This is a genomic window from Yersinia similis, from assembly GCF_001053095.1.
Taxonomy (GTDB): Bacteria; Pseudomonadota; Gammaproteobacteria; order Enterobacterales; family Enterobacteriaceae; genus Yersinia; species Yersinia similis.
On record NZ_CGBP01000011.1, the window covers coordinates 50,252 to 70,144 of the forward strand.

Consider the following 19,893-nt stretch of genomic DNA (forward strand, 5'->3'; position numbering starts at 1 on the left):
GTGCGTCACTACCCAGTAAGATGTTATTCATATAACGTTCAGTAATGGAGTATTTAATAAACGAATGCGGCATATCTATAAGATATATATGCATATATTAGGTGTAGGGTGGAAAGAGATATAAAAAAGGCGCTGGGCTTAGCGCCTTCTTGTGGCTCTGGATTAGTTAGTCTGTGACAATAGTTTGTATCTCTGCAGGGCCTGGATTGTACCAACCCGGCCATCCTGGCCCCCACATATCCGCAGGGCGGTAACCCCATGGACCAAATGTTGGCGGTATTATCACTTGCTGAGCAAGATGCCAGCGTTTGTAACCAGTCGCCTTGATTACCACGAAATTATAAGGCGTCATGCCTATTTTACCGGCTTCAACCCCGACAATCGGCCCAACAACGGTCACAAGATGACCGCGAAAATCAACAGGCTCGAGAAAACCATCAACATAAGCAATCACTCGCCCTTGCGAAGGTTCGCCTAGAATAGGTCTGGCACCGGAATCCAGCGGTACGCTAGCAATTTCCAAGCGGGTACGATTCGGTTCATTTTTAACGTTGACAACCGTACCGCCAAAGCGCGCTTCCTGACCAATAAATAGCTGTGGCGACGATCTGATCAAATTAAGGTCTTGCAACGGTGTCGCCGTCGTACCCTGAATGGCGGGCGGTATCGTTACACAACCTGAAAGTAGCAAAGCCCCCAAACCTAGCCAACCATACATCCATTTATGATTTCTAAATTTTTTAAACTGAGTCATTGACGTATTCATCGCCATAGCTTTCTACCCCTTATTATTTAGCTGTATTAATATCTTAGACCTTAAACGCAATGTTTTTCGGTTCTAATATAATAAGTTTCGGTTCTAATATAATAATTTCAGGCTCTAGACACCGTAGCATATCGCTCAGTTTTAGCGACCTGGCAGCTTTTTCCAGGTAACTTCATTACGCAGATAGACCGGTTCAGCCTGTTCAACCTTGACCGCGTCCCCTCTGGCCCATGATGACAAAGCCAGTGGGAGCATATCTTCCGCCAGTGGCAGTGACACTTGCCCATCAACCAGCACGATATTGTTACCACTAATCAGATCAGGATAAGTCTGCCAGCCCGTCCCCACAGTGGCCCAGTGACCATTGAGCGCCTCAGCCCGTACTAACGTCTGGGAGGGTGTCATCACGGCTTCGGTCTGATCACCCAGCCAATGCCCTTCAGCGTTACGCTCAAACTCGCCCCAATAAACCTCGCCCATTCGGGCATCTATAGCCGCCAAGGCCCGTGTGGCACCAGTGAGACGAAACGCCCCCTGCGCCATGGTTTGCAACGTAGAAACACCGATCATCGGTAAATCAGCACCCAATGCAAGCCCCTGACCAATGCCGATACCAATACGCACGCCGGTAAAACTGCCGGGACCACGGCCAAAAGCCAAGGCATCCAATTGTTGAAGCGACAAACCTGATGATGCCAGAATCTGCTGTACCATCGGTAAAATACGCTGGGTATGTTCTCGGGGGCAAAGTTCAAACAAAGCCTGAACTTCACCGTTGTTCCAAAGTGCAACAGAACAGGCTTCTGTCGCAGTATCAATCGCTAAAATTCGCGTAGACATGCCAACCTCGGCAGGAAATAAATGTGTATTCACAGGGCGCGCATAGTAGCACACCCCACTCTTCTTTACCCTTAATCGCGCTGCTTTAGGAAGGCGATGGCTTTCGCCAGATCCCGTGTACGGGGGGCTGGAGGCAAGCTATTTAAGAACATCGCGCCATAAGGACGCATGACCAGACGGTTATCGCAAATAACCAATACACCGCGATCATTAATATCACGAATCAAACGCCCCACCCCTTGCTTGAGTGTGATGACCGCATCCGGTAACTGCACATCATTAAACGGGTCACCGCCGCGTAAGCGGCAATCCTCAATACGGGCTTTCAACAACGGATCATCTGGCGAGGTAAACGGAAGCTTATCGATAATCACGCATGACAAGGCATCACCGCGCACATCAACCCCCTCCCAAAAACTACTGGTTGCCACGAGTAACGCATTACCTGCAGCCACAAATTGCGCCAAGAGTTGCCCTTTACTGGTCTCCCCTTGCACCAAAACAGGCAGTGTCATGCTGGCACGAAACTCCTCAGCTAATCCACGCATCATCTGATGAGAGGTACACAGGAAGAAACAGCGCCCTTGGTTTGCATCAATCAGCGGCTTTAGCATCACCGCTAATTTGCGAGCAGCCCCCGGTTCATTCGCAGAGGGCAAATTGCGCGGCACACAGAGCAACGCTTGATTGGCATAATCAAACGGACTGGGTAATAACAAGGTTTTGGCGTGAGTAAGCCCTAAGCGTAACGTGAAATGCGACAGTTGATCGTTAACCGAGAGTGTCGCTGAGGTGAAAATCCAGGTACCCGGTTTTTCCTCAATCAATTCCCGGAAGCGATCGGAAACAGACAGAGGAGTCAGTGCCAACACAAAATGACGTGAATTACACTCATACCAATAGCTGTAACCGGGGGTTGTGACATCTTTTAATCGTTTGAGGCGATTACGATAAACGGTGGCACGTTCAAAGGCGGCATCCAGCATTGCCGAACGACCAAGCGAGAGTTTCATTACGTCGTAGCAAAGCTCCAAGGCATCATCAAGCAACAATAACGCTCGCTGAATCGCAGGTTGCTCCATCACATCACGCAAGTTGCCACGGTAACCAGGATCGCCCAACACTAAACGAAAATCTTGTGTGCTTTGCGTAAGACGGTCTGCACTTTTTTGCAATTGGGCTGAATCACGCACCTCGGTGCGATAGGCAATAATAATATCTTTTGCCAAATCCATCAGTTGCCGGCTGGTGAGCTGTTGACCAAAATACTGGCTGGCAATATCGGGGATTTGATGCGCCTCATCAAAAATCATCACATCAGCGGTCGGAATCAGTTCGGCAAACCCACTCTCTTTCACCACCATATCAGCCAGAAACAGATGGTGGTTTACCACTACTACATCAGCATCCATCGCCCGGCGACGGGCTTTCACCACAAAACAATCTTTGTACAGTGGGCAATCGCTGCCCAAGCAGTTATCATTGGTACTGGTGACCAATGGCCAGACAAAACTGTCTTCCGCGACCTGACCACAAGTACTGATATCACCGTCAACCGTCTCTGCTGACCAACCACGCAACCGAACCAAATCGACCAGTGTCTCACTGGCTAAATCCCCTCCCGCCAATGATTGCTGTTCAAGGCGCTCCAGACAAAGATAGTTTGAACGGCCTTTCAATAAAGCTAACTTACCTTTGTATTTTAGCGCAGTCGCCATCATAGGAAGATCACGGGAATAGAGCTGATCCTGCAATGCCTTGGAGCCGGTGGAGATGATCACTTTGCAATCAGCCCGCAACGCCGGGGCTAAATAGGCAAACGTCTTACCAGTACCGGTACCCGCTTCTACCACCAGTTGCTGTTTGGCATCAATGGCTTCACTGATTGCCGCAGCCATCTGGCGCTGAGACTCACGGGGATTAAAACCTTTAATAGCCTGCGCTAATGCGCCGTCTGTTGCAAAATCGTCTATCACTCTGTCTCTCTGCCGGGCGAAATCAGCGCTGATTATGCCAAGCCAATTGCTCTACGACCACACATTCTCTTTCCTTGCTATGATACCCTCCATACATAACTGACATTGCCCCTCACAAAATGGAGTGAAAATGAGTATTGAGAGAATTAATCCGGAGAAGCGCTGGTCAGATGCTGTGGTATACAACGACACTATCTATTACACCAGCGTACCTGAAAATCTGGATGCCGATATCACCGCACAGACCGCCAATACTCTGGCAGCCATTGATATGATGCTGCACCAATTAGGCTCGGATAAAAGCCGGATTCTGGATGCTACCATTTTCCTGGCCGATAAAGCTGACTTTGCGGGTATGAATGCCGCCTGGGATGCCTGGGTTGTTGATGGTAACGCGCCTGTTCGCTGTACGGTCGAAGCCAAACTGATGAATCCGGACTATAAAGTCGAAATCAAAATCATTGCTGCAATATGATTAGTTCATGAATATAACTAAGTGATAAATTTTACTAAGTGACAAGTGTCACTAAGCCACAAAATAGAGGAGAGTAGCCGCCAGCTACCCTCCGCTTACTGCCTCTGACACCGCTATGACAACTTAATCATTACCATGCCCGCCAGCAGTAAGACCAAACCAATCCAACCTTTGTAGTTCAACCGTTGATTAAACAGAATCCAGCCAGCCGCAACAGTGGCCGCAATACCAAAGCCGCCCCACAAGGCATAAGCTACTGACAATTCAATCCCCTTCACAGCTTGCGCTAGGGCACTGAATGCCCCTAATACTGACAACAGGGACAATATCCCCAGCCATTTTCGGCGAAAGCCATCTGACATTTTCAGCAAGATATTAGCGACGATTTCCAGCATAACGGCCAAGATCAAGAAAGCTATATGGTAGAACTCAAGCTGCTGCATGGTGCTCACCTGACTCAACAGCAACACCCTCATGATGGCCATTAGTCCGTATTTTTAAATCTTGTACTGGAGAGGTTCGATTACCGCGATGACTATTCGGTTGCTTTGGTTTACGCGTACCCGATTTTACCAATAGGATCCCACCAATCAATGTCACTAAACCGGCTATTTTCAGTGGCGATAACGTTTCACCAAACCACATAACACTGAAAACGGTAATAATAAGGATACCGATGCCTTCCCATAACGCATAAGCGACGCCTAACGCCACTTTTTTAATCGCTAACGCGAGCATGATATAAGAGCCTGTTATCATAAAATACATCACGATATGACCCGTCATCTCGCCGCTAACACTGGCATATTTCATTGATAGGGTACCAATAATTTCAGCAACAATTGCCAAACCCAAAAATATCCAATAAATCATTTTTCTTCTCCTAACACGCATAAACGCACGCTAAGGTCTATTTGTTACGGCTATCCTGCTTCAGTGCCTTATTCACATGGAATAAACCTGCGCAGTCCGTAAGAAATAGATACTCACTTGGCGTATAAAACCGCTTTCCGGGAGACTTGCTTTTATCAGGACTCAGATGACCCAATAACATTGATACCAATTATTTATACTGACAAAACATTCTTCGCGGAAAATCACATTAACGAGGATGCCAATAAGCCAAACCATGGCAATAGACCCAATAGAGGCAATAAACCAAGCCGTGGCAATAGGCTAACGTGTTAACGCACCGGGTTTTAGGAGAGAGACGCTATAGCTCGCTGCACCAGTGATGCTCACTGGCCAGAATCGCTGACAGGAAGAGTTGGCATGTAGACGTTTTGAGAGTAATTCCATTAGTTTTCATCATAATATATCTATTTTTTTTGGCTGCACGTGTTTTAGCTACAGACTTATTCGCCAAACCCAGTGTGATGCGCCTAAAATCCTCATAAAGTTGGAATAATTAACTGCCATATTTTTACCACAGTCAATTTTATAAAGCAAACCATCAATTTCATAAATAGTTAAAGAAAAGAGATTAAAAAATAATAAGTTAGTGATTCTAAAAAAACAAAACCCCTGCAATGCAGAGGCTCTATTTTTGGTAAAAATGGGCGGATTCTCCCGTCATGTCAGGGAGTTAGAATGGCTTATGCTGTCGCACCTTCAACTGCTTGTTTCGCTAATTCAGTAATGCGAGCGTAGTCACCGCTCTCCAGCGCGTCAGCAGGGACCAACCATGAGCCACCAATGCACAATACACTCTTCAGTGCTAAATAATCACGGTAGTTATTCGGTGTAATGCCACCAGTTGGGCAGAAACGGACTTGCGAGAATGGGCCGCCAATGGCTTGCAACGCTTTGACACCACCGTTAGCTTCAGCCGGGAAGAATTTAAACTCACGTAAACCATAGCTCATCCCCAGCATCAGTTCTGAAACGGTGCTGATGCCCGGAATCAATGGGATAGATCCTTCAATGGCCGCTTTAAGCAGTTCATCAGTCAAGCCAGGGCTAATGGCAAACTGAGCACCAGCTTCAACCACTTCAGCCAGTTGTTGTGGGTTAAGCACGGTTCCGGCACCAATAATTGCCTCAGGAACTTCTTTGGCAATAGCGCGGATGGCCTCAACAGCACAAGGGGTACGCAACGTCACTTCCAGTACACGAACACCACCTGCCACCAGAGCTTTTGCCAACGGTACAGCTTGCTCGAGCTTATTGATCACAATTACCGGGACAACAGGACCTGCGGTCATAATCTGTTCTGCGCTCGTTTTCCAGCTTTTCATTAATTGTTATCTCCACTTATGCCGATTGGCATTGTACTCACCCGAAGGTGTTAGTTGAAATATGGTACGCCGATCGCCGTTCTCGATGGGACAACGGCGATCCTGCTTGCCATAAAGAATTAATAGGGTGTGAGCTCTTTATTATTACGCAGGCTGCCACCCTGCTATCCCAAGCAGTAGCGCCCCACCATATGAGTCTTTGGTGGAGCGCTCTTATCGTGCGCTCTCCGACTTACTCGAACTCATTCCATGACCTACCATCACGGGTGATCATAGCAACGGATGCTACAGGCCCCCATGTTCCGGACTGGTATGGTTTTGGCGCTTCATTATCTGCCGCCCATGCATTCATAATAGAATCGACCCATTTCCAGGCTTCCTCGACCTCATCACGGCGTACAAACAGCGCCTGAATACCCCGCATAGTCTCCAGTAACAGACGTTCATAGGCATCAGCAATATGCTGCTCGTTGAAGGTTTTGGAGAAACTGAGATCAAGTTTAGTGGTTTGTAAACGGTGTTTATGTTCCAAACCGGGGACTTTATTCAGCACTTCAATTTCGATCCCTTCGTCCGGTTGCAGACGAATTGTCAGTTTGTTTTGTGGCAGTTGTTGATAAGATTCGCGGAAGAGGTTCAGTGCGGGATTCTTAAAGTAAACCACAACTTCAGAGCATTTACTGGGTAGACGTTTACCGGTTCTCAGGTAGAAAGGTACCCCAGCCCAACGCCAGTCATCGATATCCACCCGAATAGACACAAACGTCTCGGTATTGCTATTCTTATTCGCGCCTTCTTCTTCCAGATAACCCGGCACTTTATTGCCCTGTACAAAACCGGCAGTATATTGCCCACGAACTGTGGTTTCGCGCACATTGGTGTGATCAATACGGCGCAGCGAACGCAGTACTTTTACTTTTTCATCACGGATACGGTCAGTACTGAGATCTGCAGGTGGCGACATGGCGATCATCGTCAGGATTTGCAACAGATGGTTTTGGATCATGTCACGCATCTGACCGGCCTGATCAAAATAGCCCCAACGCCCTTCAATTCCAACCTCTTCTGCGACGGTAATTTGCACATGATCGATAGTGCGGTTGTCCCAGTTTGACGCGAACAACGAGTTAGCAAAGCGAAGCGCCAACAGGTTTAATACCGTTTCTTTCCCTAAATAGTGGTCAATACGGTAAACCTGACATTCGTTGAAATACTCGGCTACCTGATCGTTAATCACCCGTGAGGACGCTAAATCGGTTCCCAGTGGTTTTTCCATTACCACCCGGCTAGGCTCTTTGTTTAACCCGGCTTCTCCCAGCCCTTTGCAAATAGCGCCAAATGTACTCGGCGGCATAGCAAAGTAGTTAATCGTGGTGCGATGTTTTTGATCGAGCATTTTGCCTAATTTAGCGAAATGCTTACTGTCATTCACGTCCAGATTGCAGAAGTCAAGGCGCGAGCTGAGTTTTTGCCATAGCTCGTCATCCAGCGGCTCTTTCATAAAGGTATCGAGGGCTTCCTTTACCACAGCGGTGTACGCATCTTTATCCCACTCAGCACGGCCAACACCGATTATCCGAGTATCTGGGTGGATATGACCCGCTTTTTCTAATTGGTAAAGAGAAGGCAGCAGTTTCCGGCGAGCCAAATCACCTTTAGCGCCGAAAATCACCAGGTCACACGCCTGGGCTACCTGGACTGTATTCATTACTGCCATGCTATTCTCCTCGTTGCAGGATATTTGTAATTTTCTTACATTACTAATGTACTCTCTTTGACTATAGCCAGTAAACCCAGATAAAAATGAGTCAAAAAAGGTCAAAAAACATCCATTCGAGCGTGAAGCCGCGCCAAATCAGGCCAAGCGACGTTAAAATGTAATTTTATGACGTTTTTGATAACCATTTACCATTATGAAAATTAGACACAGGTCATATTATGGTGAAAAAGGCTTACTTCTCACCCTATGCCACTGCCAACGGGTACCAGCTCGTAGTATATTTTCATTAAACCGGCATAGATTTCTCCTTTATATGAAATCGGTAAAACCCATGGGTGGCTCTCGTTATATGAATACGCTGGAAAATATCCAAAATAGTATGGACCTTCTGAGCAAATCAGAAAGGAAAGTCGCCGAGGTGATCCTCGCTTCTCCGCAAACGGCCATCCATTCTAGTATCGCTACACTTGCCAAAATGGCGAATGTCAGCGAACCGACAGTCAACCGTTTTTGCCGTCGTCTGGAGACCAAAGGTTTCCCTGATTTTAAACTGCATTTGGCGCAAAGTCTGGCGAACGGTACCCCCTATGTGAACCGTAACGTCGAAGAAGATGATAGTGTAGCTGCGTACACCGGAAAAATTTTTGAATCGACGATGGCCAGCCTGGACCGCGTAAAAAATAATTTGGATATCGCCGCTATTAACCGGGCTGTCGATTTATTGACTCAAGCGAAAAAAATCTCGTTCTTTGGTTTGGGTTCCTCCGCTGCCGTTGCTCACGATGCGATGAATAAATTTTTCCGCTTTAATATCCCGGTAATTTATTTCGATGATATCGTTATGCAACGCATGAGTTGTATGAACTCAAGTGAAGGCGATGTGGTAGTGTTGATCTCCCACACAGGGCGAACTAAAAGCCTGGTGGAACTGGCACAGTTGGCTCGTGAAAATGATGCTGCCGTGATTGCCATAACTTCATGTGATACGCCACTGGCCAACGAGGCAACCTTATCGCTGTTGCTGGATGTACCGGAAGATACCGATGTGTATATGCCAATGGTGTCACGCATCGCCCAGCTCACTTTGATTGATGTGCTGGCAACGGGCTTCACCCTACGGCGTGGAGCAAAATTCAGGGATAATTTGAAGCGGGTCAAAGATGCATTGAAAGAATCTCGTTTTGATAAGGATTCTTTGCCAGTAAACAACAGTGAATAACATCATGAACGGAAGTCACGTTGTTTTGTGTTAGCGCATCTTTTGTCGTAATAAGTTGACGTATTATTGAGAAATAATCATCGTCATGGCCCAGAGATGATCATCAGGCCAGTAATCGAGAGCAAGAGTTTGCTTTGTTACTCATGTTTTTGTACAGCTGGCTTCCCATAATAAATCGGTTTGTGCAATAGGTCGTTTTTACATCCGCAAGCAAATAACATGCTTGACACGATTTTATCGTAACATTTGTAGATTAATGACATTTTACCATCGGATCCATTATCCGCTGTTTTAACAACACCATGCTTCACTAGTCAACGGAGTAAGAGATGTCCAGACGGCTCAGAAGGACCAAGATTGTTACTACACTGGGGCCGGCTACTGACCGCGATAATAATCTGGAAAAGATTATTGCTGCAGGTGCTAACGTAGTCCGCCTGAATTTTTCCCATGGTAGCGCTGAAGATCATGAATTACGGGCCAATAAAGTCCGTGAAATTGCTGCCAGACTGGGGCGTCATGTAGCTATTCTTGGTGATTTGCAAGGTCCTAAAATCCGGGTATCGACGTTTAAAGAAGGTAAAGTTTTCCTTAATATAAACGATAAATTTCTGCTGGATGCCAATATGGCAAAAGGCGAAGGTGATAAAGACAAAGTGGGTATCGATTACAAAGGACTGCCAGCTGATGTGGTTCCCGGTGATATCTTATTGCTCGATGATGGCCGTGTGCAGCTAAAAGTGATTGAAGTTCAGGGTATGAAAGTCTTCACTGAAGTGACCGTCGGTGGCCCGCTCTCTAACAATAAAGGCATCAACAAGTTAGGTGGCGGGTTATCAGCCGAAGCCCTAACCGAAAAAGATAAAGCCGATATTGTTACCGCTGCAAAAATTGGTGTGGACTTCCTGGCTGTCTCTTTCCCGCGTACTGGTGAAGATCTGCATTATGCACGCCGCCTAGCCCGTGATGCTGGCTGCAATGCACAGATCGTCGCAAAGGTTGAGCGTGCTGAAGCGGTCGCCACTGATGAAGCGATGGATGATATCATTCTGGCCTCTGACGTCGTCATGGTCGCTCGTGGTGATTTGGGTGTTGAAATTGGCGACCCAGAACTCGTTGGTATCCAGAAGAAACTGATCCGCCGTGCCCGCCAGCTAAACCGTGCCGTGATCACGGCAACTCAGATGATGGAATCAATGATCACCAACCCGATGCCAACCCGAGCAGAGGTGATGGATGTTGCCAACGCAGTGCTGGATGGTACCGATGCGGTCATGTTGTCAGCAGAAACGGCAGCGGGCCAGTATCCGGCAGAAACCGTAGCGGCAATGGCGCGTGTCTGTCTGGGCGCGGAAAAAATCCCAAGCATCAATGTGTCAAAACACCGTCTGGATGTGCAATTCGATAACGTCGAAGAAGCTATCGCGATGTCGACCATGTATGCGGCAAACCACCTCAAAGGTATCACCGCGATTATCGCCATGACTGAATCAGGCCGTACGGCTTTGATGATGTCGCGCATCAGTTCTGGTTTACCTATTTTCGCCATGTCGCGCCATGATCATACCTTAAATCTAACCGCCATCTACCGTGGCGTGACTCCGGTATATTGTGACCCCCATACTGACGGTATTCTTGCCGCCACAGAAGCAGTAAAACGCTTGCAAGATAAAGGGTTCCTGGTGTCAGGTGATTTGGTTATCGTTACTCAGGGCGATGTGATGGGCACCATTGGTACTACCAATACCAGTCGTATCATCCGCGTCGAATAAGTTATTTTTAAGATAGGCAAAAAAGCAAAGGCCCGCTATCACTCTCCACTAGCGGGCCTTTTACATTTAACCGCTCGCTTTTGAACGGTTATCGCACCCTAAAGATCTTTGCGCACATAAGGCTCGGTTTCCCCCTCTTTCCGGGTTTTTAACAGCTTTAGGATCCATGTATATTGCTCTGGATTCGGCTTAACCAACAACTCCACTTCCTCATTCATCCTACGGGCAATGTATGCGTCATCGGCATCAGCCAAATCATCCATTGGCGGACGGATATAGATATCAAGACGGTGCTCTCTATAATTATAAACTGGGAACATCGGTACAATGGCCGCCCGGCAGACTTTCATTAAACGACCTATTGCCGGTAAGGTCGCCTTATAGGTCGCGAAGAAATCAACAAATTCACTTTGCTCAGGACCATAATCTTCATCGGGTAAGTAGTAACCCCAGAATCCTTGGCGCACAGAACTGATAAAAGGTTTGATGCCACTTTCTCGGGCATGGATCCGCCCACCAAAATGCAAACGCGCACTGTTCCATAAATAATCCACCAATGGATTACGTTGATGATGGAACATACCTGCAACGGGCTTGCCCTGCTCCGCTAACAGCATAGCCGGAATATCAATGGACCAGGCATGGGGGACCAACAAAATAACATTACGCTCTTGTTGTTGCAGCTCATCCAGTATTTCCTGTCCATGCCAGTGGATGCGGGACAACACTTTTTTCGGATCACGAAAACAAAGCTCTGCCATCATCATTAGCGGTTGAGCGGCGGTAGCAAACATCTGATCAATAATGTGTTCGCGTTCAGACTCTGGTAACTCAGGCATGCAATAAAGAAGATTAATACGAGCACGACGACGGGCACTTTTAGCAAACTTTCCAGTAAAACGCCCTATGCCGGCTAATAAAGGATCACGGTATTTGGGGGGAATATAAGCGAGTGCAGCCATCGCTCCGGCACCTAACCAAACCCCCCAGAAACGCGGATGGAGGAAGGCTTTCTGAAATACCGGAATAAAACCAGCTGCGTCATTTTTCTCTTTGTGCATGGGGAAACTCTTAGAATTGGCAGTGGGCTAATCATCATTACAGAAGACACGTTATACAGACACTCTTTTTGGCAACCTTCATCTTTCCAGGCGACAACGTTTAGTTCAGTGTTTGCAGATAACCGCTTCGCAATTAAAGCCCAATAGCAAAAAACTGATATCAGCCATCTACGATGGGCTGACAGACTGAAACTAAACTGCCAGTGTTCAACTCACTGGCAGTTTAGGGATAAACACACCGACAGGCTAACCTGACGGTATCACCGCTAATCCAGTTGTAACTGCGGAATAACTTGCTTAACAATAGCCAGATACTCGCTGCGATCTTTACCACTCAACCCTTCTGAACGTGGCAATTTAGCTGTCAGTGGATTAACCGCTTGCTGGTTCATCCAAAATTCATAATGCAGATGTGGCCCAGTCGAACGGCCGGTATTACCCGACAACGCGATACGGTCACCACGTTTCACTTTCTGTCCGGGCTTAACCAGCAATTTTTTCAAATGCATGTAATGCGTGGTGTATTGACGACCATGGCGGATAACCACATAGTTACCGGCAGCACCACTGAATTTTGAAATTAAGACTTCGCCATCACCCACGGCTAATACCGGTGTCCCGACAGGCATCGCGAAATCCACGCCTTTATGCGGCGCAATACGCCCAGTCACCGGATTTAACCGACGAGGGTTAAAATTGGATGAGACACGGAATTGTTTCAGCGTAGGGAAACGTAGGAAACCACGTGCGAGGCCAGAGCCCTGCCGATCATAGAATTTGCCATCTTCAGCCCGGATAGCATAATAATCTTTACCTCCAGACCGCATGCGTACCCCAACGAGTTGGCTTTGCTCACTACGGCCATCCAGCATTTCTCGTGACATTAATACCGCGAACTGATCGCCTTTACGCAGCTTACTAAAATCTAATTGCCACTGTAGTGCCTTGGTTACTGCTCTAATTTCAGAGCCTGTTAGCCCTGCTTTTTTCGCACTGGCGACAAAACTACCATCAAGGCGGCCCGTCAGAACACTGTTCTTCCACTCGCCCTTCTGCAGCTCTTTAGTCTCTTTGAAATTGTTACCAACACGATTATACGTCCGGGTTTCACGACGCGACACTTCCCAAGTCAGGCTTTGTAAATCACCGGTGTCATTCACTGTCCAGGAGATTTGCTGCCCGATCTTCAGATTACGTAAGTCACGATTTTGGTTCGCCAATAAGGAAACATCAGAGATATCAATCCCATACTGGGTAAGAATGCTACTCAACGTATCACCCGTTGACACAACATACTCATGGACGCCAGTATCATTGGCATCTTTGGCGTCTAATTCATCTTGTGGGATTGTATCGTCAGGCGTTGGCTGATCGATAGGTTCACTGGCTTCTGGCAATAAAATGCGGGATTGACTGGTATCTAACACCACACTCTTGGCAACGGGTTCATGCTCTGGGTGATAGATAAAAGGCCGCCAAACAGCGACGGCCAGTGTCATTACAGTCAACGACCCCAACATGATGCGATGGGGTCGAGGAAGATTGTTATACGCTAAAGTGATAGTTCTGACTATCTGCTGCACTTATGAGTATCCTTTTAATCTTACTTCAGGCAGCTCACGTATTGGTTCGACAACTGAGACAAAAAGTTCACATAGCTGTCCTTGTCCAATACTATACCGCTCCCCAAAGGATCCAGTGTGCCAGAACGCACGTTAGTTCCTTTGGCAACAGCATTAATGACCGCTGGCCTGAATTGTGGTTCAGCAAAAACGCATACCGCCTTATGCTCAACCAACTGTGTTCGAATTTGATGTAAACGCTGCGCACCAGGTTGTATTTCAGGATTGACTGTAAAATGCCCTAATGGGCTCAAGCCAAAGTGATTTTCAAAGTAGCCAAAGGCGTCATGAAAAACAAAATATCCCTTACCTTGGGCAGGCTTAAGCATAGTAACAATATTTTTTTCATTTTGCGCTAGTTGATCCTCGAATCGACGCAGGTTCGCATCTAGTTTGTCCTTATTTTGTGGCGTAAGTTCCAATAATCTGTCGTGTATAGCGATTGCCGCCTGTTTAGCAATGGCCGGTGACAACCAAATATGCATATTATATTCACCATGATGGTGGCCATCAGTCGGATTATCTTTAGTATGATCATGATGATGACCACTTTCGCCTTCATCAGCCTCATCGTGTTCATCACCCTTCATCAATAATGGTGTAACAGAGGGTAACTGTGATAAAGCGATCTGTTTATTTTCAGCTAGTTGCGTTAATGGTTTCGATAGAAATGCTTCCATTTCCGGCCCGACCCAAATAACCAATTCGGCGCTACGTAACCGCTGGACATCCGATGGACGAAGCGCATAATCGTGGGGAGATGCACCATCAGGTAATAAAACCTCGGTTGGCAGCACTCCATCCGCAATAGCGGCGGCAATAAAACCTAGCGGGCGTATTGATGTAACAACGGCCGCGGAAGCCAGATTAAAGGGATTTGCCAGTAAAAGTGCGCTGGCTAGCATTGCCTGTTTTAGCCATTTATTTTTATGTAACATAATACGAATTCTCGACGTTTTGATGGATAAAGCGTAATATTATAACATTCACTCAATTCTGCAAATATAATCATGATGCCCATATTGGTAACGCTTAATAAAATATCCGTCACTTTTGGCTCTCGCCGGGTACTGAACGATATTTCCCTTTCTTTGCGCTCCGGGAAAATCCTTACGCTACTTGGGCCAAATGGCGCAGGAAAATCCACACTGGTACGGGTGGTCCTTGGCCTCATTCCCCCAAGTAGTGGTTCTCTGGTTCGTGAGCCAGGCTTACGCATCGGTTATGTTCCGCAAAAATTGCATTTAGATGCCACATTACCCCTAACTGTCAGCCGCTTTATGCGGCTAAAGCCGGGGGTGAAAAAAGCCGATATTCTACCCGCACTTACACGGGTGCATGCCGCTCATTTGCTGGATCAACCGATGCAAAAGCTTTCGGGAGGGGAGAATCAGCGTGTGCTGCTGGCCAGAGCATTACTGAACCGGCCACAGTTATTGGTATTGGATGAACCTACGCAAGGGGTCGATGTCAATGGCCAGTTAGCGCTATATGATTTAATCGAACAACTACGAAAAGAGTTAGGTTGTGCCGTGTTAATGGTTTCCCATGATTTGCATTTGGTGATGGCCAAAACTGATGAAGTATTGTGCCTTAATCAACATATCTGTTGTTCCGGCGCTCCAGAAGTGATTTCAACCCACCCTGAGTTTATTGCCATGTTTGGTAATCGTGGCGCTGAACAGTTAGCCGTCTATCGTCATAATCATAATCATCGTCACGACTTGCATGGGAAAATCATTTTGAGAAACAGCGGGAGCCGTGGTGCATGATTGAATTACTGTTACCCGGTTGGTTGGCTGGCGTATTACTGGCAACAGCCGCTGGCCCATTGGGGTCTTTTGTCGTTTGGCGTCGCATGTCCTATTTTGGTGATACATTAGCCCATGCATCATTGCTCGGTGTTGCATTTGGTTTGCTGCTGAATATTAATCCGTTTTATGCTGTCATCGCGATGACAATGGTATTGGCTTTGATTCTGGTTTGGCTTGAGCGTCGCCCACAGCTGGCGGTTGATACCCTACTGGGTATTATGGCTCACAGCGCATTATCTCTGGGCCTGGTGGTGGTAAGTTTGATGTCAAATGTGCGGGTTGATTTGATGGCCTACTTGTTTGGCGACCTGCTTTCAGTGACGCTGAGTGATATCTGGCTTATTGTAGCCGGTGTGGTGGTGGTATTAGCGGTTTTGTTCTGGCAATGGCGGGCGCTGCTTTCTATGACCATCAGCCCAGAACTCGCTCATGTTGATGGCGTTAACTTAGAGCGGGTACGGATGTTACTGATGCTGGTTACCGCACTGACGATAGGGTTATCAATGAAGTTCGTAGGTGCATTAATTATCACCTCACTGTTGATCATCCCGGCTGCAGCAGCCCGTCGCTTTGCCCGTACACCTGAGCAAATGGCCGGAATTGCCGTAGGGATTGGTATCCTTGCTGTTACCGGGGGGCTAACATTCTCCGCCTTCTACGACACGCCAGCGGGGCCTTCCGTTGTGCTCTGTGCTGCCGCCATGTTTGTACTAAGCCTGTCGCAAAAAGCACGAGGATAATCACTCCACTCTATGGGGTTTATGCGCCTAAACCCCATAGAGCAAAATGTATTATTCTTCCCGAGTAATACCAAAATGTTTATACGCGTGATTTGTGGCAATTCGCCCACGAGGAGTACGCTGAATAAAGCCTTGTTGAATCAGATACGGTTCCAGAACATCTTCTATGGTTTCCCGTTCTTCACCAATCGCTGCCGCCAGATTATCCAGCCCTACCGGCCCGCCCATAAATTTATCGATAACAGCTAACAATAATTTACGGTCCATAAAGTCGAACCCTTCAGCATCGACATTAAGCATATCCAGCGCTTTCATTGCGACCTCACCGTTAATGGCACCGTCGGCTCTGACTTCGGCAAAATCACGTACACGGCGCAATAGACGGTTGGTAATACGCGGAGTCCCTCTTGAGCGACGTGCCAACTGGTGTGCCCCTTCCTGCGTGAGCTCCAACCCCAAACACTTAGCACTACGCGAGACAATATGCTCCAAATCTGCCACCTGATAAAACTCCAGCCGCTGCACGATACCAAACCGATCACGCAAAGGTGATGTCAGTGAACCCGCTCGGGTAGTCGCACCAATCAGGGTAAACGGCGGTAAATCAAGTTTGATTGAGCGAGCAGCAGGACCTTCGCCAATCATGATGTCCAGTTGATAATCCTCCATTGCCGGGTAGAGAATCTCTTCTACTACTGGTGACAAACGGTGGATCTCATCAATAAATAGCACATCATGCGGCTCCAGATTGGTCAACATGGCGGCCAAATCACCGGCCTTTTCCAGTACCGGACCGGAGGTCGTACGCAGATTGACTCCCATCTCGTTGGCAATAATGTTCGCCAACGTGGTTTTACCCAAACCCGGAGGGCCAAATATCAGCACGTGATCGAGTGCATCACCGCGTTGTTTTGCTGCCTGAATGAAGATTTCCATCTGTTCACGAACATGAGGTTGCCCAACATATTCAGTCAGTAGCTTAGGGCGGATCGCTCGGTCAATGCTCTCTTCATCATTGATAACTGCGGCCGATATTAGACGGTCTGCTTCAATCATCCCTTACCCCTTCATACCCTTTGAATTTGAAGCCGCAGAGGCTAACTACGCCCCTCACCCGAATCACTAATTGGTTTAAATTCATCGGGATTTGTTTACCTGCTCTACAGAGTCAATAACTTTGGGTATATAACACAATTAACTCTATTAATAGGCAGCGCTATAACGCCGCGCGGAGAGCATCACGGATCAGTGTTTCACAATCGGCACCCGGCTTGGCAATTTTACTCACTAAACGGCTGGCCTCTTGTGGTTTATAACCCAGCGCGACCAGTGCAGAGGCGGCTTCCGCTTCGATATCAGCATCCGAGGTTTGTAACGAAGCCGCTGGTAACGAGATATCACCGGTATTATTAAACAGATCGCCGTTAAGGCCTTTAAAGCGATCTTTCATTTCGACCACTAACCGCTCGGCGGTCTTTTTACCGACACCGGGCAATTTTACTAACGTCGTAATGTCTTCACGTTCGACTGCGCCAACAAATTGCTGTGCAGACATCCCGGAGAGAATGGCTAAAGCCAGTTTTGGCCCGACGCCGTTAACTTTGATCAATTCACGGAACAGCGCCCGCTCTTGCTTATCATTAAAACCATAAAGTAACTGTGCATCTTCGCGTACCACAAACTGGGTGAAGATAATGGCTTCCTGCCCCAGCTCGGGTAACTCATAAAAACAGGTCATCGGCAATTGGACTTCATAGCCAACACCATTTGTTTCCAGCAGCACCAGTGGTGGCTGTTTTTCCAGAATAATACCTCTGAGACGGCCTATCACGTTGATTCTCTCCTTGCCCACAATCCCCTTCGGAGTTGGCGCTAAAGCGTGGTTAGCTGCATTCATTCACCCGAATCACTTACTGGTCGTTGACCTTAAAATATACTGGTCATTTGACCTTAACATAAAGAGATTCATCGGGATTTGTTTGCTGCCTACCGACCCGCAACGCCAATTATTTTGGGGATAAACATTAAGTTCAGCATTGTGTTTATCACTCAAACAGCGCTGTTTATAGCATAAAAAAGGCTGGATGGATATCCAGCCTGTAATAACAGTTAACCTGTTCGCATAAACCTGATCGGTCAGCGTATCCTGCCACGTGATAATGTCATTTGAGCATTACCCAAACGCAACGTATTTTGGCTCAAATGACAATGTGTAATGGCGATAGCTAATGCATCCGCAGCATCCGCTTGTGGGTTCGCTGGTAATTTAAGCAGGGAGCGTACCATGTGCTGGACCTGGCTTTTTTCTGCCGCCCCTGTTCCTACAACCGTTTGTTTTACCTGACGTGCGGCATATTCAGAAACAGTTAAATTGAGATTTACTGCCGCTACAATGGCCGCGCCACGCGCTTGCCCCAGTTTTAATGCCGAGTCCGGATTTTTTGCCATAAAGACTTGTTCGATAGCAAAAAAATCTGGCTGAAACTGCGTAATGATTTCGGTCACACCTGCGTAAATCAACTTCAAGCGAGTAGGCATATCGTCAACCACAGTGCGGATACAACCACTGCCCAGATACGTAAGTTGACGACCTTGCTGGCGGATAACACCATAGCCGGTAACACGAGAACCGGGGTCGATACCTAATACGATCGCCATACTCGTTTATTTACCTTATTCGCTACCTGATTGAGCAGCGATATTGATGATAAAAAGCACCGCACCCGATATTCTCACTATACTTCAAGTTACATGTGCGTTGGCTACGTTCGTTACTCGGCCCGTCCATGGAGGCCGCTGCAAGCAGCGGTCCTGTAACTCGAATTATTTAGAGTATAAACAAGTGTGGTGCCTATATTCTGCAAATTGCGATGCGATGGCGCTTACAGGGTTGCTGCCACTTCATCAGAGATTTCACCATTATGGTAAACCTCTTGCACGTCATCAGAATCTTCCAGCATATCAATCAACCGCAGCAGTTTGGGGGCAGTTTCAGCATCCAATTCCGCTTTGGTTGATGGGATTAATGACACTTCTGCACCTTCAGCAACCAAACCGGTAGCATCCAACGCATCTTTCACCGTGCCCAGAGATTCCCATGCAGTAAACACATCGATCGCACCATCATCGTAAACCACGATATCATCCGCACCCGCTTCTAACGCTGCATCCATCACCGTATCTTCTTCCAAACCCGGCGCATAAGAAATAACGCCTTTTTTGGTAAACAGATAAGAAACAGAACCATCTGTGCCCAGATTCCCCCCTGTTTTGGTGAATGCATGGCGAACTTCAGATACAGTACGGTTACGATTGTCACTCAGGCATTCAACCATTACGGCTGTGCCACCTGGGCCATAACCTTCGTAGATGATGGTTTCCATGTTGTTATCTTCATCACCACCAACACCACGAGCAATGGCCCGGTTTAGGGTGTCGCGTGTCATATTGTTTGACAACGCTTTATCGATAGCCGCACGGAGACGCGGGTTAGCACCGGGATCACCACCACCCAAACGGGCTGCTGTGACTAGCTCACGAATGATTTTAGTGAAAATCTTACCGCGTTTGGCATCCTGTGCCGCTTTGCGGTGTTTTGTGTTGGCCCATTTACTATGACCTGCCATAAGAATCTCCAAAATAGCCTAATGA

At 47.4% G+C, this 19,893-nt stretch carries 20 protein-coding genes; 5 read left to right on the forward strand and 15 right to left on the reverse strand.

Annotated elements, in window-relative coordinates:
* Positions 1-166: 166 nt before the first annotated feature.
* The 3 genes from AC971_RS10155 to AC971_RS10165 all read right to left on the reverse strand — a co-directional run bounded on the left by AC971_RS10155 (position 167) and on the right by AC971_RS10165 (position 3,582).
* Positions 167-772 carry a Slp family lipoprotein gene (locus AC971_RS10155; protein WP_025383816.1) on the reverse strand — a complete coding sequence of 202 codons (606 nt, stop codon included), beginning with the start codon at positions 770-772 and terminating at the stop codon, positions 167-169.
* 135 nt (positions 773-907) lie between these two features.
* A complete protein-coding gene (gene tsaB, locus AC971_RS10160; RefSeq protein ID WP_038402689.1) occupies positions 908-1,606 on the reverse strand; it encodes a tRNA (adenosine(37)-N6)-threonylcarbamoyltransferase complex dimerization subunit type 1 TsaB in 699 nt (232 codons plus the stop codon).
* Positions 1,607-1,677: 71 nt separating this feature from the next.
* Positions 1,678-3,582, reverse strand: coding sequence for a DNA repair helicase YoaA (locus AC971_RS10165; protein WP_025383814.1), 1,905 nt, complete (start codon positions 3,580-3,582; stop codon positions 1,678-1,680).
* 130 nt (positions 3,583-3,712) lie between these two features.
* On the opposite strand from AC971_RS10165, the gene AC971_RS10170 reads away from it, so the two are divergent.
* Positions 3,713-4,057 (forward strand): RidA family protein, encoded by a 345-nt coding sequence (locus AC971_RS10170; protein WP_025383813.1) that lies wholly within the window; start codon positions 3,713-3,715, stop codon positions 4,055-4,057.
* A 113-nt stretch (positions 4,058-4,170) separates the two neighbouring features.
* Here AC971_RS10170 and mdtI read toward each other — a convergent pair whose 3' ends face one another.
* The 4 genes from mdtI to zwf form a co-directional block, all read right to left on the reverse strand.
* On the reverse strand, positions 4,171-4,500 hold the full coding sequence (mdtI, locus tag AC971_RS10175; RefSeq protein ID WP_025383812.1) for a multidrug/spermidine efflux SMR transporter subunit MdtI: 330 nt from the start codon (positions 4,498-4,500) through the stop codon (positions 4,171-4,173).
* On the reverse strand, positions 4,487-4,930 hold the full coding sequence (mdtJ, locus tag AC971_RS10180) for a multidrug/spermidine efflux SMR transporter subunit MdtJ (protein WP_025383811.1): 444 nt from the start codon (positions 4,928-4,930) through the stop codon (positions 4,487-4,489). The genes mdtI and mdtJ overlap by 14 nt, the downstream gene beginning before the upstream one ends.
* Before the next feature lie 722 nt (positions 4,931-5,652).
* Positions 5,653-6,294: a bifunctional 4-hydroxy-2-oxoglutarate aldolase/2-dehydro-3-deoxy-phosphogluconate aldolase gene (locus AC971_RS10185; protein WP_025383810.1), complete on the reverse strand. Its 642-nt coding sequence runs from the start codon at positions 6,292-6,294 to the stop codon at positions 5,653-5,655.
* Between the two features lie 232 nt (positions 6,295-6,526).
* On the reverse strand, positions 6,527-8,011 hold the full coding sequence (gene zwf, locus AC971_RS10190; RefSeq protein ID WP_025383809.1) for a glucose-6-phosphate dehydrogenase: 1,485 nt from the start codon (positions 8,009-8,011) through the stop codon (positions 6,527-6,529).
* A gap of 352 nt (positions 8,012-8,363) precedes the next feature.
* Between zwf and AC971_RS10195 the strand changes: the two genes are divergently transcribed.
* On the forward strand, positions 8,364-9,233 hold the full coding sequence (locus tag AC971_RS10195; protein ID WP_048677592.1) for a MurR/RpiR family transcriptional regulator: 870 nt from the start codon (positions 8,364-8,366) through the stop codon (positions 9,231-9,233).
* Positions 9,234-9,562: 329 nt separating this feature from the next.
* Positions 9,563-11,005 (forward strand): pyruvate kinase, encoded by a 1,443-nt coding sequence (pyk, locus tag AC971_RS10200; protein WP_025383807.1) that lies wholly within the window; start codon positions 9,563-9,565, stop codon positions 11,003-11,005.
* 98 nt (positions 11,006-11,103) lie between these two features.
* Here pyk and lpxM read toward each other — a convergent pair whose 3' ends face one another.
* The 3 genes from lpxM to znuA form a co-directional block, all read right to left on the reverse strand.
* Positions 11,104-12,066, reverse strand: coding sequence for a lauroyl-Kdo(2)-lipid IV(A) myristoyltransferase (gene lpxM / locus AC971_RS10205; RefSeq protein ID WP_025383806.1), 963 nt, complete (start codon positions 12,064-12,066; stop codon positions 11,104-11,106).
* 266 nt (positions 12,067-12,332) lie between these two features.
* Entirely contained in the window at positions 12,333-13,649 is a 1,317-nt protein-coding gene (mepM, locus tag AC971_RS10210) for a murein DD-endopeptidase MepM (protein ID WP_025383805.1), read from the reverse strand.
* Positions 13,650-13,669: 20 nt separating this feature from the next.
* Positions 13,670-14,626 (reverse strand): zinc ABC transporter substrate-binding protein ZnuA, encoded by a 957-nt coding sequence (znuA, locus tag AC971_RS10215; protein ID WP_025383804.1) that lies wholly within the window; start codon positions 14,624-14,626, stop codon positions 13,670-13,672.
* A 75-nt stretch (positions 14,627-14,701) separates the two neighbouring features.
* On the opposite strand from znuA, the gene znuC reads away from it, so the two are divergent.
* Both znuC and znuB read left to right on the forward strand, forming a co-directional pair.
* Entirely contained in the window at positions 14,702-15,460 is a 759-nt protein-coding gene (gene znuC / locus AC971_RS10220; RefSeq protein WP_038402688.1) for a zinc ABC transporter ATP-binding protein ZnuC, read from the forward strand.
* Entirely contained in the window at positions 15,457-16,242 is a 786-nt protein-coding gene (gene znuB, locus AC971_RS10225; RefSeq protein ID WP_025383802.1) for a zinc ABC transporter permease subunit ZnuB, read from the forward strand. The genes znuC and znuB overlap by 4 nt, the downstream gene beginning before the upstream one ends.
* A 51-nt stretch (positions 16,243-16,293) precedes the next feature.
* Here znuB and ruvB read toward each other — a convergent pair whose 3' ends face one another.
* From ruvB to AC971_RS10245, 5 genes are all read right to left on the reverse strand, one after another.
* The gene (gene ruvB / locus AC971_RS10230) at positions 16,294-17,298 is read right to left on the reverse strand and encodes a Holliday junction branch migration DNA helicase RuvB (RefSeq protein ID WP_025383801.1); all 1,005 of its coding nucleotides are present in this window, start codon (positions 17,296-17,298) and stop codon (positions 16,294-16,296) included.
* Between the two features lie 160 nt (positions 17,299-17,458).
* Positions 17,459-18,073, reverse strand: a complete 615-nt coding sequence (gene ruvA / locus AC971_RS10235) for a Holliday junction branch migration protein RuvA (protein ID WP_025383800.1) — start codon at positions 18,071-18,073, stop codon at positions 17,459-17,461.
* A gap of 75 nt (positions 18,074-18,148) precedes the next feature.
* The gene (locus tag AC971_RS25615; RefSeq protein WP_309598769.1) at positions 18,149-18,334 is read right to left on the reverse strand and encodes a tat protein; all 186 of its coding nucleotides are present in this window, start codon (positions 18,332-18,334) and stop codon (positions 18,149-18,151) included.
* Between the two features lie 44 nt (positions 18,335-18,378).
* Positions 18,379-18,900: a crossover junction endodeoxyribonuclease RuvC gene (gene ruvC / locus AC971_RS10240; RefSeq protein WP_025383799.1), complete on the reverse strand. Its 522-nt coding sequence runs from the start codon at positions 18,898-18,900 to the stop codon at positions 18,379-18,381.
* A 224-nt stretch (positions 18,901-19,124) separates the two neighbouring features.
* Positions 19,125-19,868 (reverse strand): YebC/PmpR family DNA-binding transcriptional regulator, encoded by a 744-nt coding sequence (locus AC971_RS10245; RefSeq protein WP_025383798.1) that lies wholly within the window; start codon positions 19,866-19,868, stop codon positions 19,125-19,127.
* Between the last annotated feature and the right edge of the window lie 25 nt (positions 19,869-19,893).

What these genes read in the sequence shown, in the direction of transcription:
- AC971_RS10155 (WP_025383816.1), bottom strand. Translation starts at nt 772, where the DNA reads ATGGCGATGAATACGTCAATGACTCAGTTTAAAAAATTTAGAAATCAT.
- tsaB (WP_038402689.1), bottom strand. Translation starts at nt 1,606, where the DNA reads ATGTCTACGCGAATTTTAGCGATTGATACTGCGACAGAAGCCTGTTCT.
- AC971_RS10170 (WP_025383813.1), top strand. Translation starts at nt 3,713, where the DNA reads ATGAGTATTGAGAGAATTAATCCGGAGAAGCGCTGGTCAGATGCTGTG.
- mdtI (WP_025383812.1), bottom strand. Translation starts at nt 4,500, where the DNA reads ATGCAGCAGCTTGAGTTCTACCATATAGCTTTCTTGATCTTGGCCGTT.
- mdtJ (WP_025383811.1), bottom strand. Translation starts at nt 4,930, where the DNA reads ATGATTTATTGGATATTTTTGGGTTTGGCAATTGTTGCTGAAATTATT.
- AC971_RS10185 (WP_025383810.1), bottom strand. Translation starts at nt 6,294, where the DNA reads ATGAAAAGCTGGAAAACGAGCGCAGAACAGATTATGACCGCAGGTCCT.
- zwf (WP_025383809.1), bottom strand. Translation starts at nt 8,011, where the DNA reads ATGGCAGTAATGAATACAGTCCAGGTAGCCCAGGCGTGTGACCTGGTG.
- AC971_RS10195 (WP_048677592.1), top strand. Translation starts at nt 8,364, where the DNA reads ATGAATACGCTGGAAAATATCCAAAATAGTATGGACCTTCTGAGCAAA.
- pyk (WP_025383807.1), top strand. Translation starts at nt 9,563, where the DNA reads ATGTCCAGACGGCTCAGAAGGACCAAGATTGTTACTACACTGGGGCCG.
- lpxM (WP_025383806.1), bottom strand. Translation starts at nt 12,066, where the DNA reads ATGCACAAAGAGAAAAATGACGCAGCTGGTTTTATTCCGGTATTTCAG.
- znuA (WP_025383804.1), bottom strand. Translation starts at nt 14,626, where the DNA reads ATGTTACATAAAAATAAATGGCTAAAACAGGCAATGCTAGCCAGCGCA.
- znuC (WP_038402688.1), top strand. Translation starts at nt 14,702, where the DNA reads ATGCCCATATTGGTAACGCTTAATAAAATATCCGTCACTTTTGGCTCT.
- znuB (WP_025383802.1), top strand. Translation starts at nt 15,457, where the DNA reads ATGATTGAATTACTGTTACCCGGTTGGTTGGCTGGCGTATTACTGGCA.
- ruvB (WP_025383801.1), bottom strand. Translation starts at nt 17,298, where the DNA reads ATGATTGAAGCAGACCGTCTAATATCGGCCGCAGTTATCAATGATGAA.
- ruvC (WP_025383799.1), bottom strand. Translation starts at nt 18,900, where the DNA reads ATGGCGATCGTATTAGGTATCGACCCCGGTTCTCGTGTTACCGGCTAT.
- AC971_RS10245 (WP_025383798.1), bottom strand. Translation starts at nt 19,868, where the DNA reads ATGGCAGGTCATAGTAAATGGGCCAACACAAAACACCGCAAAGCGGCA.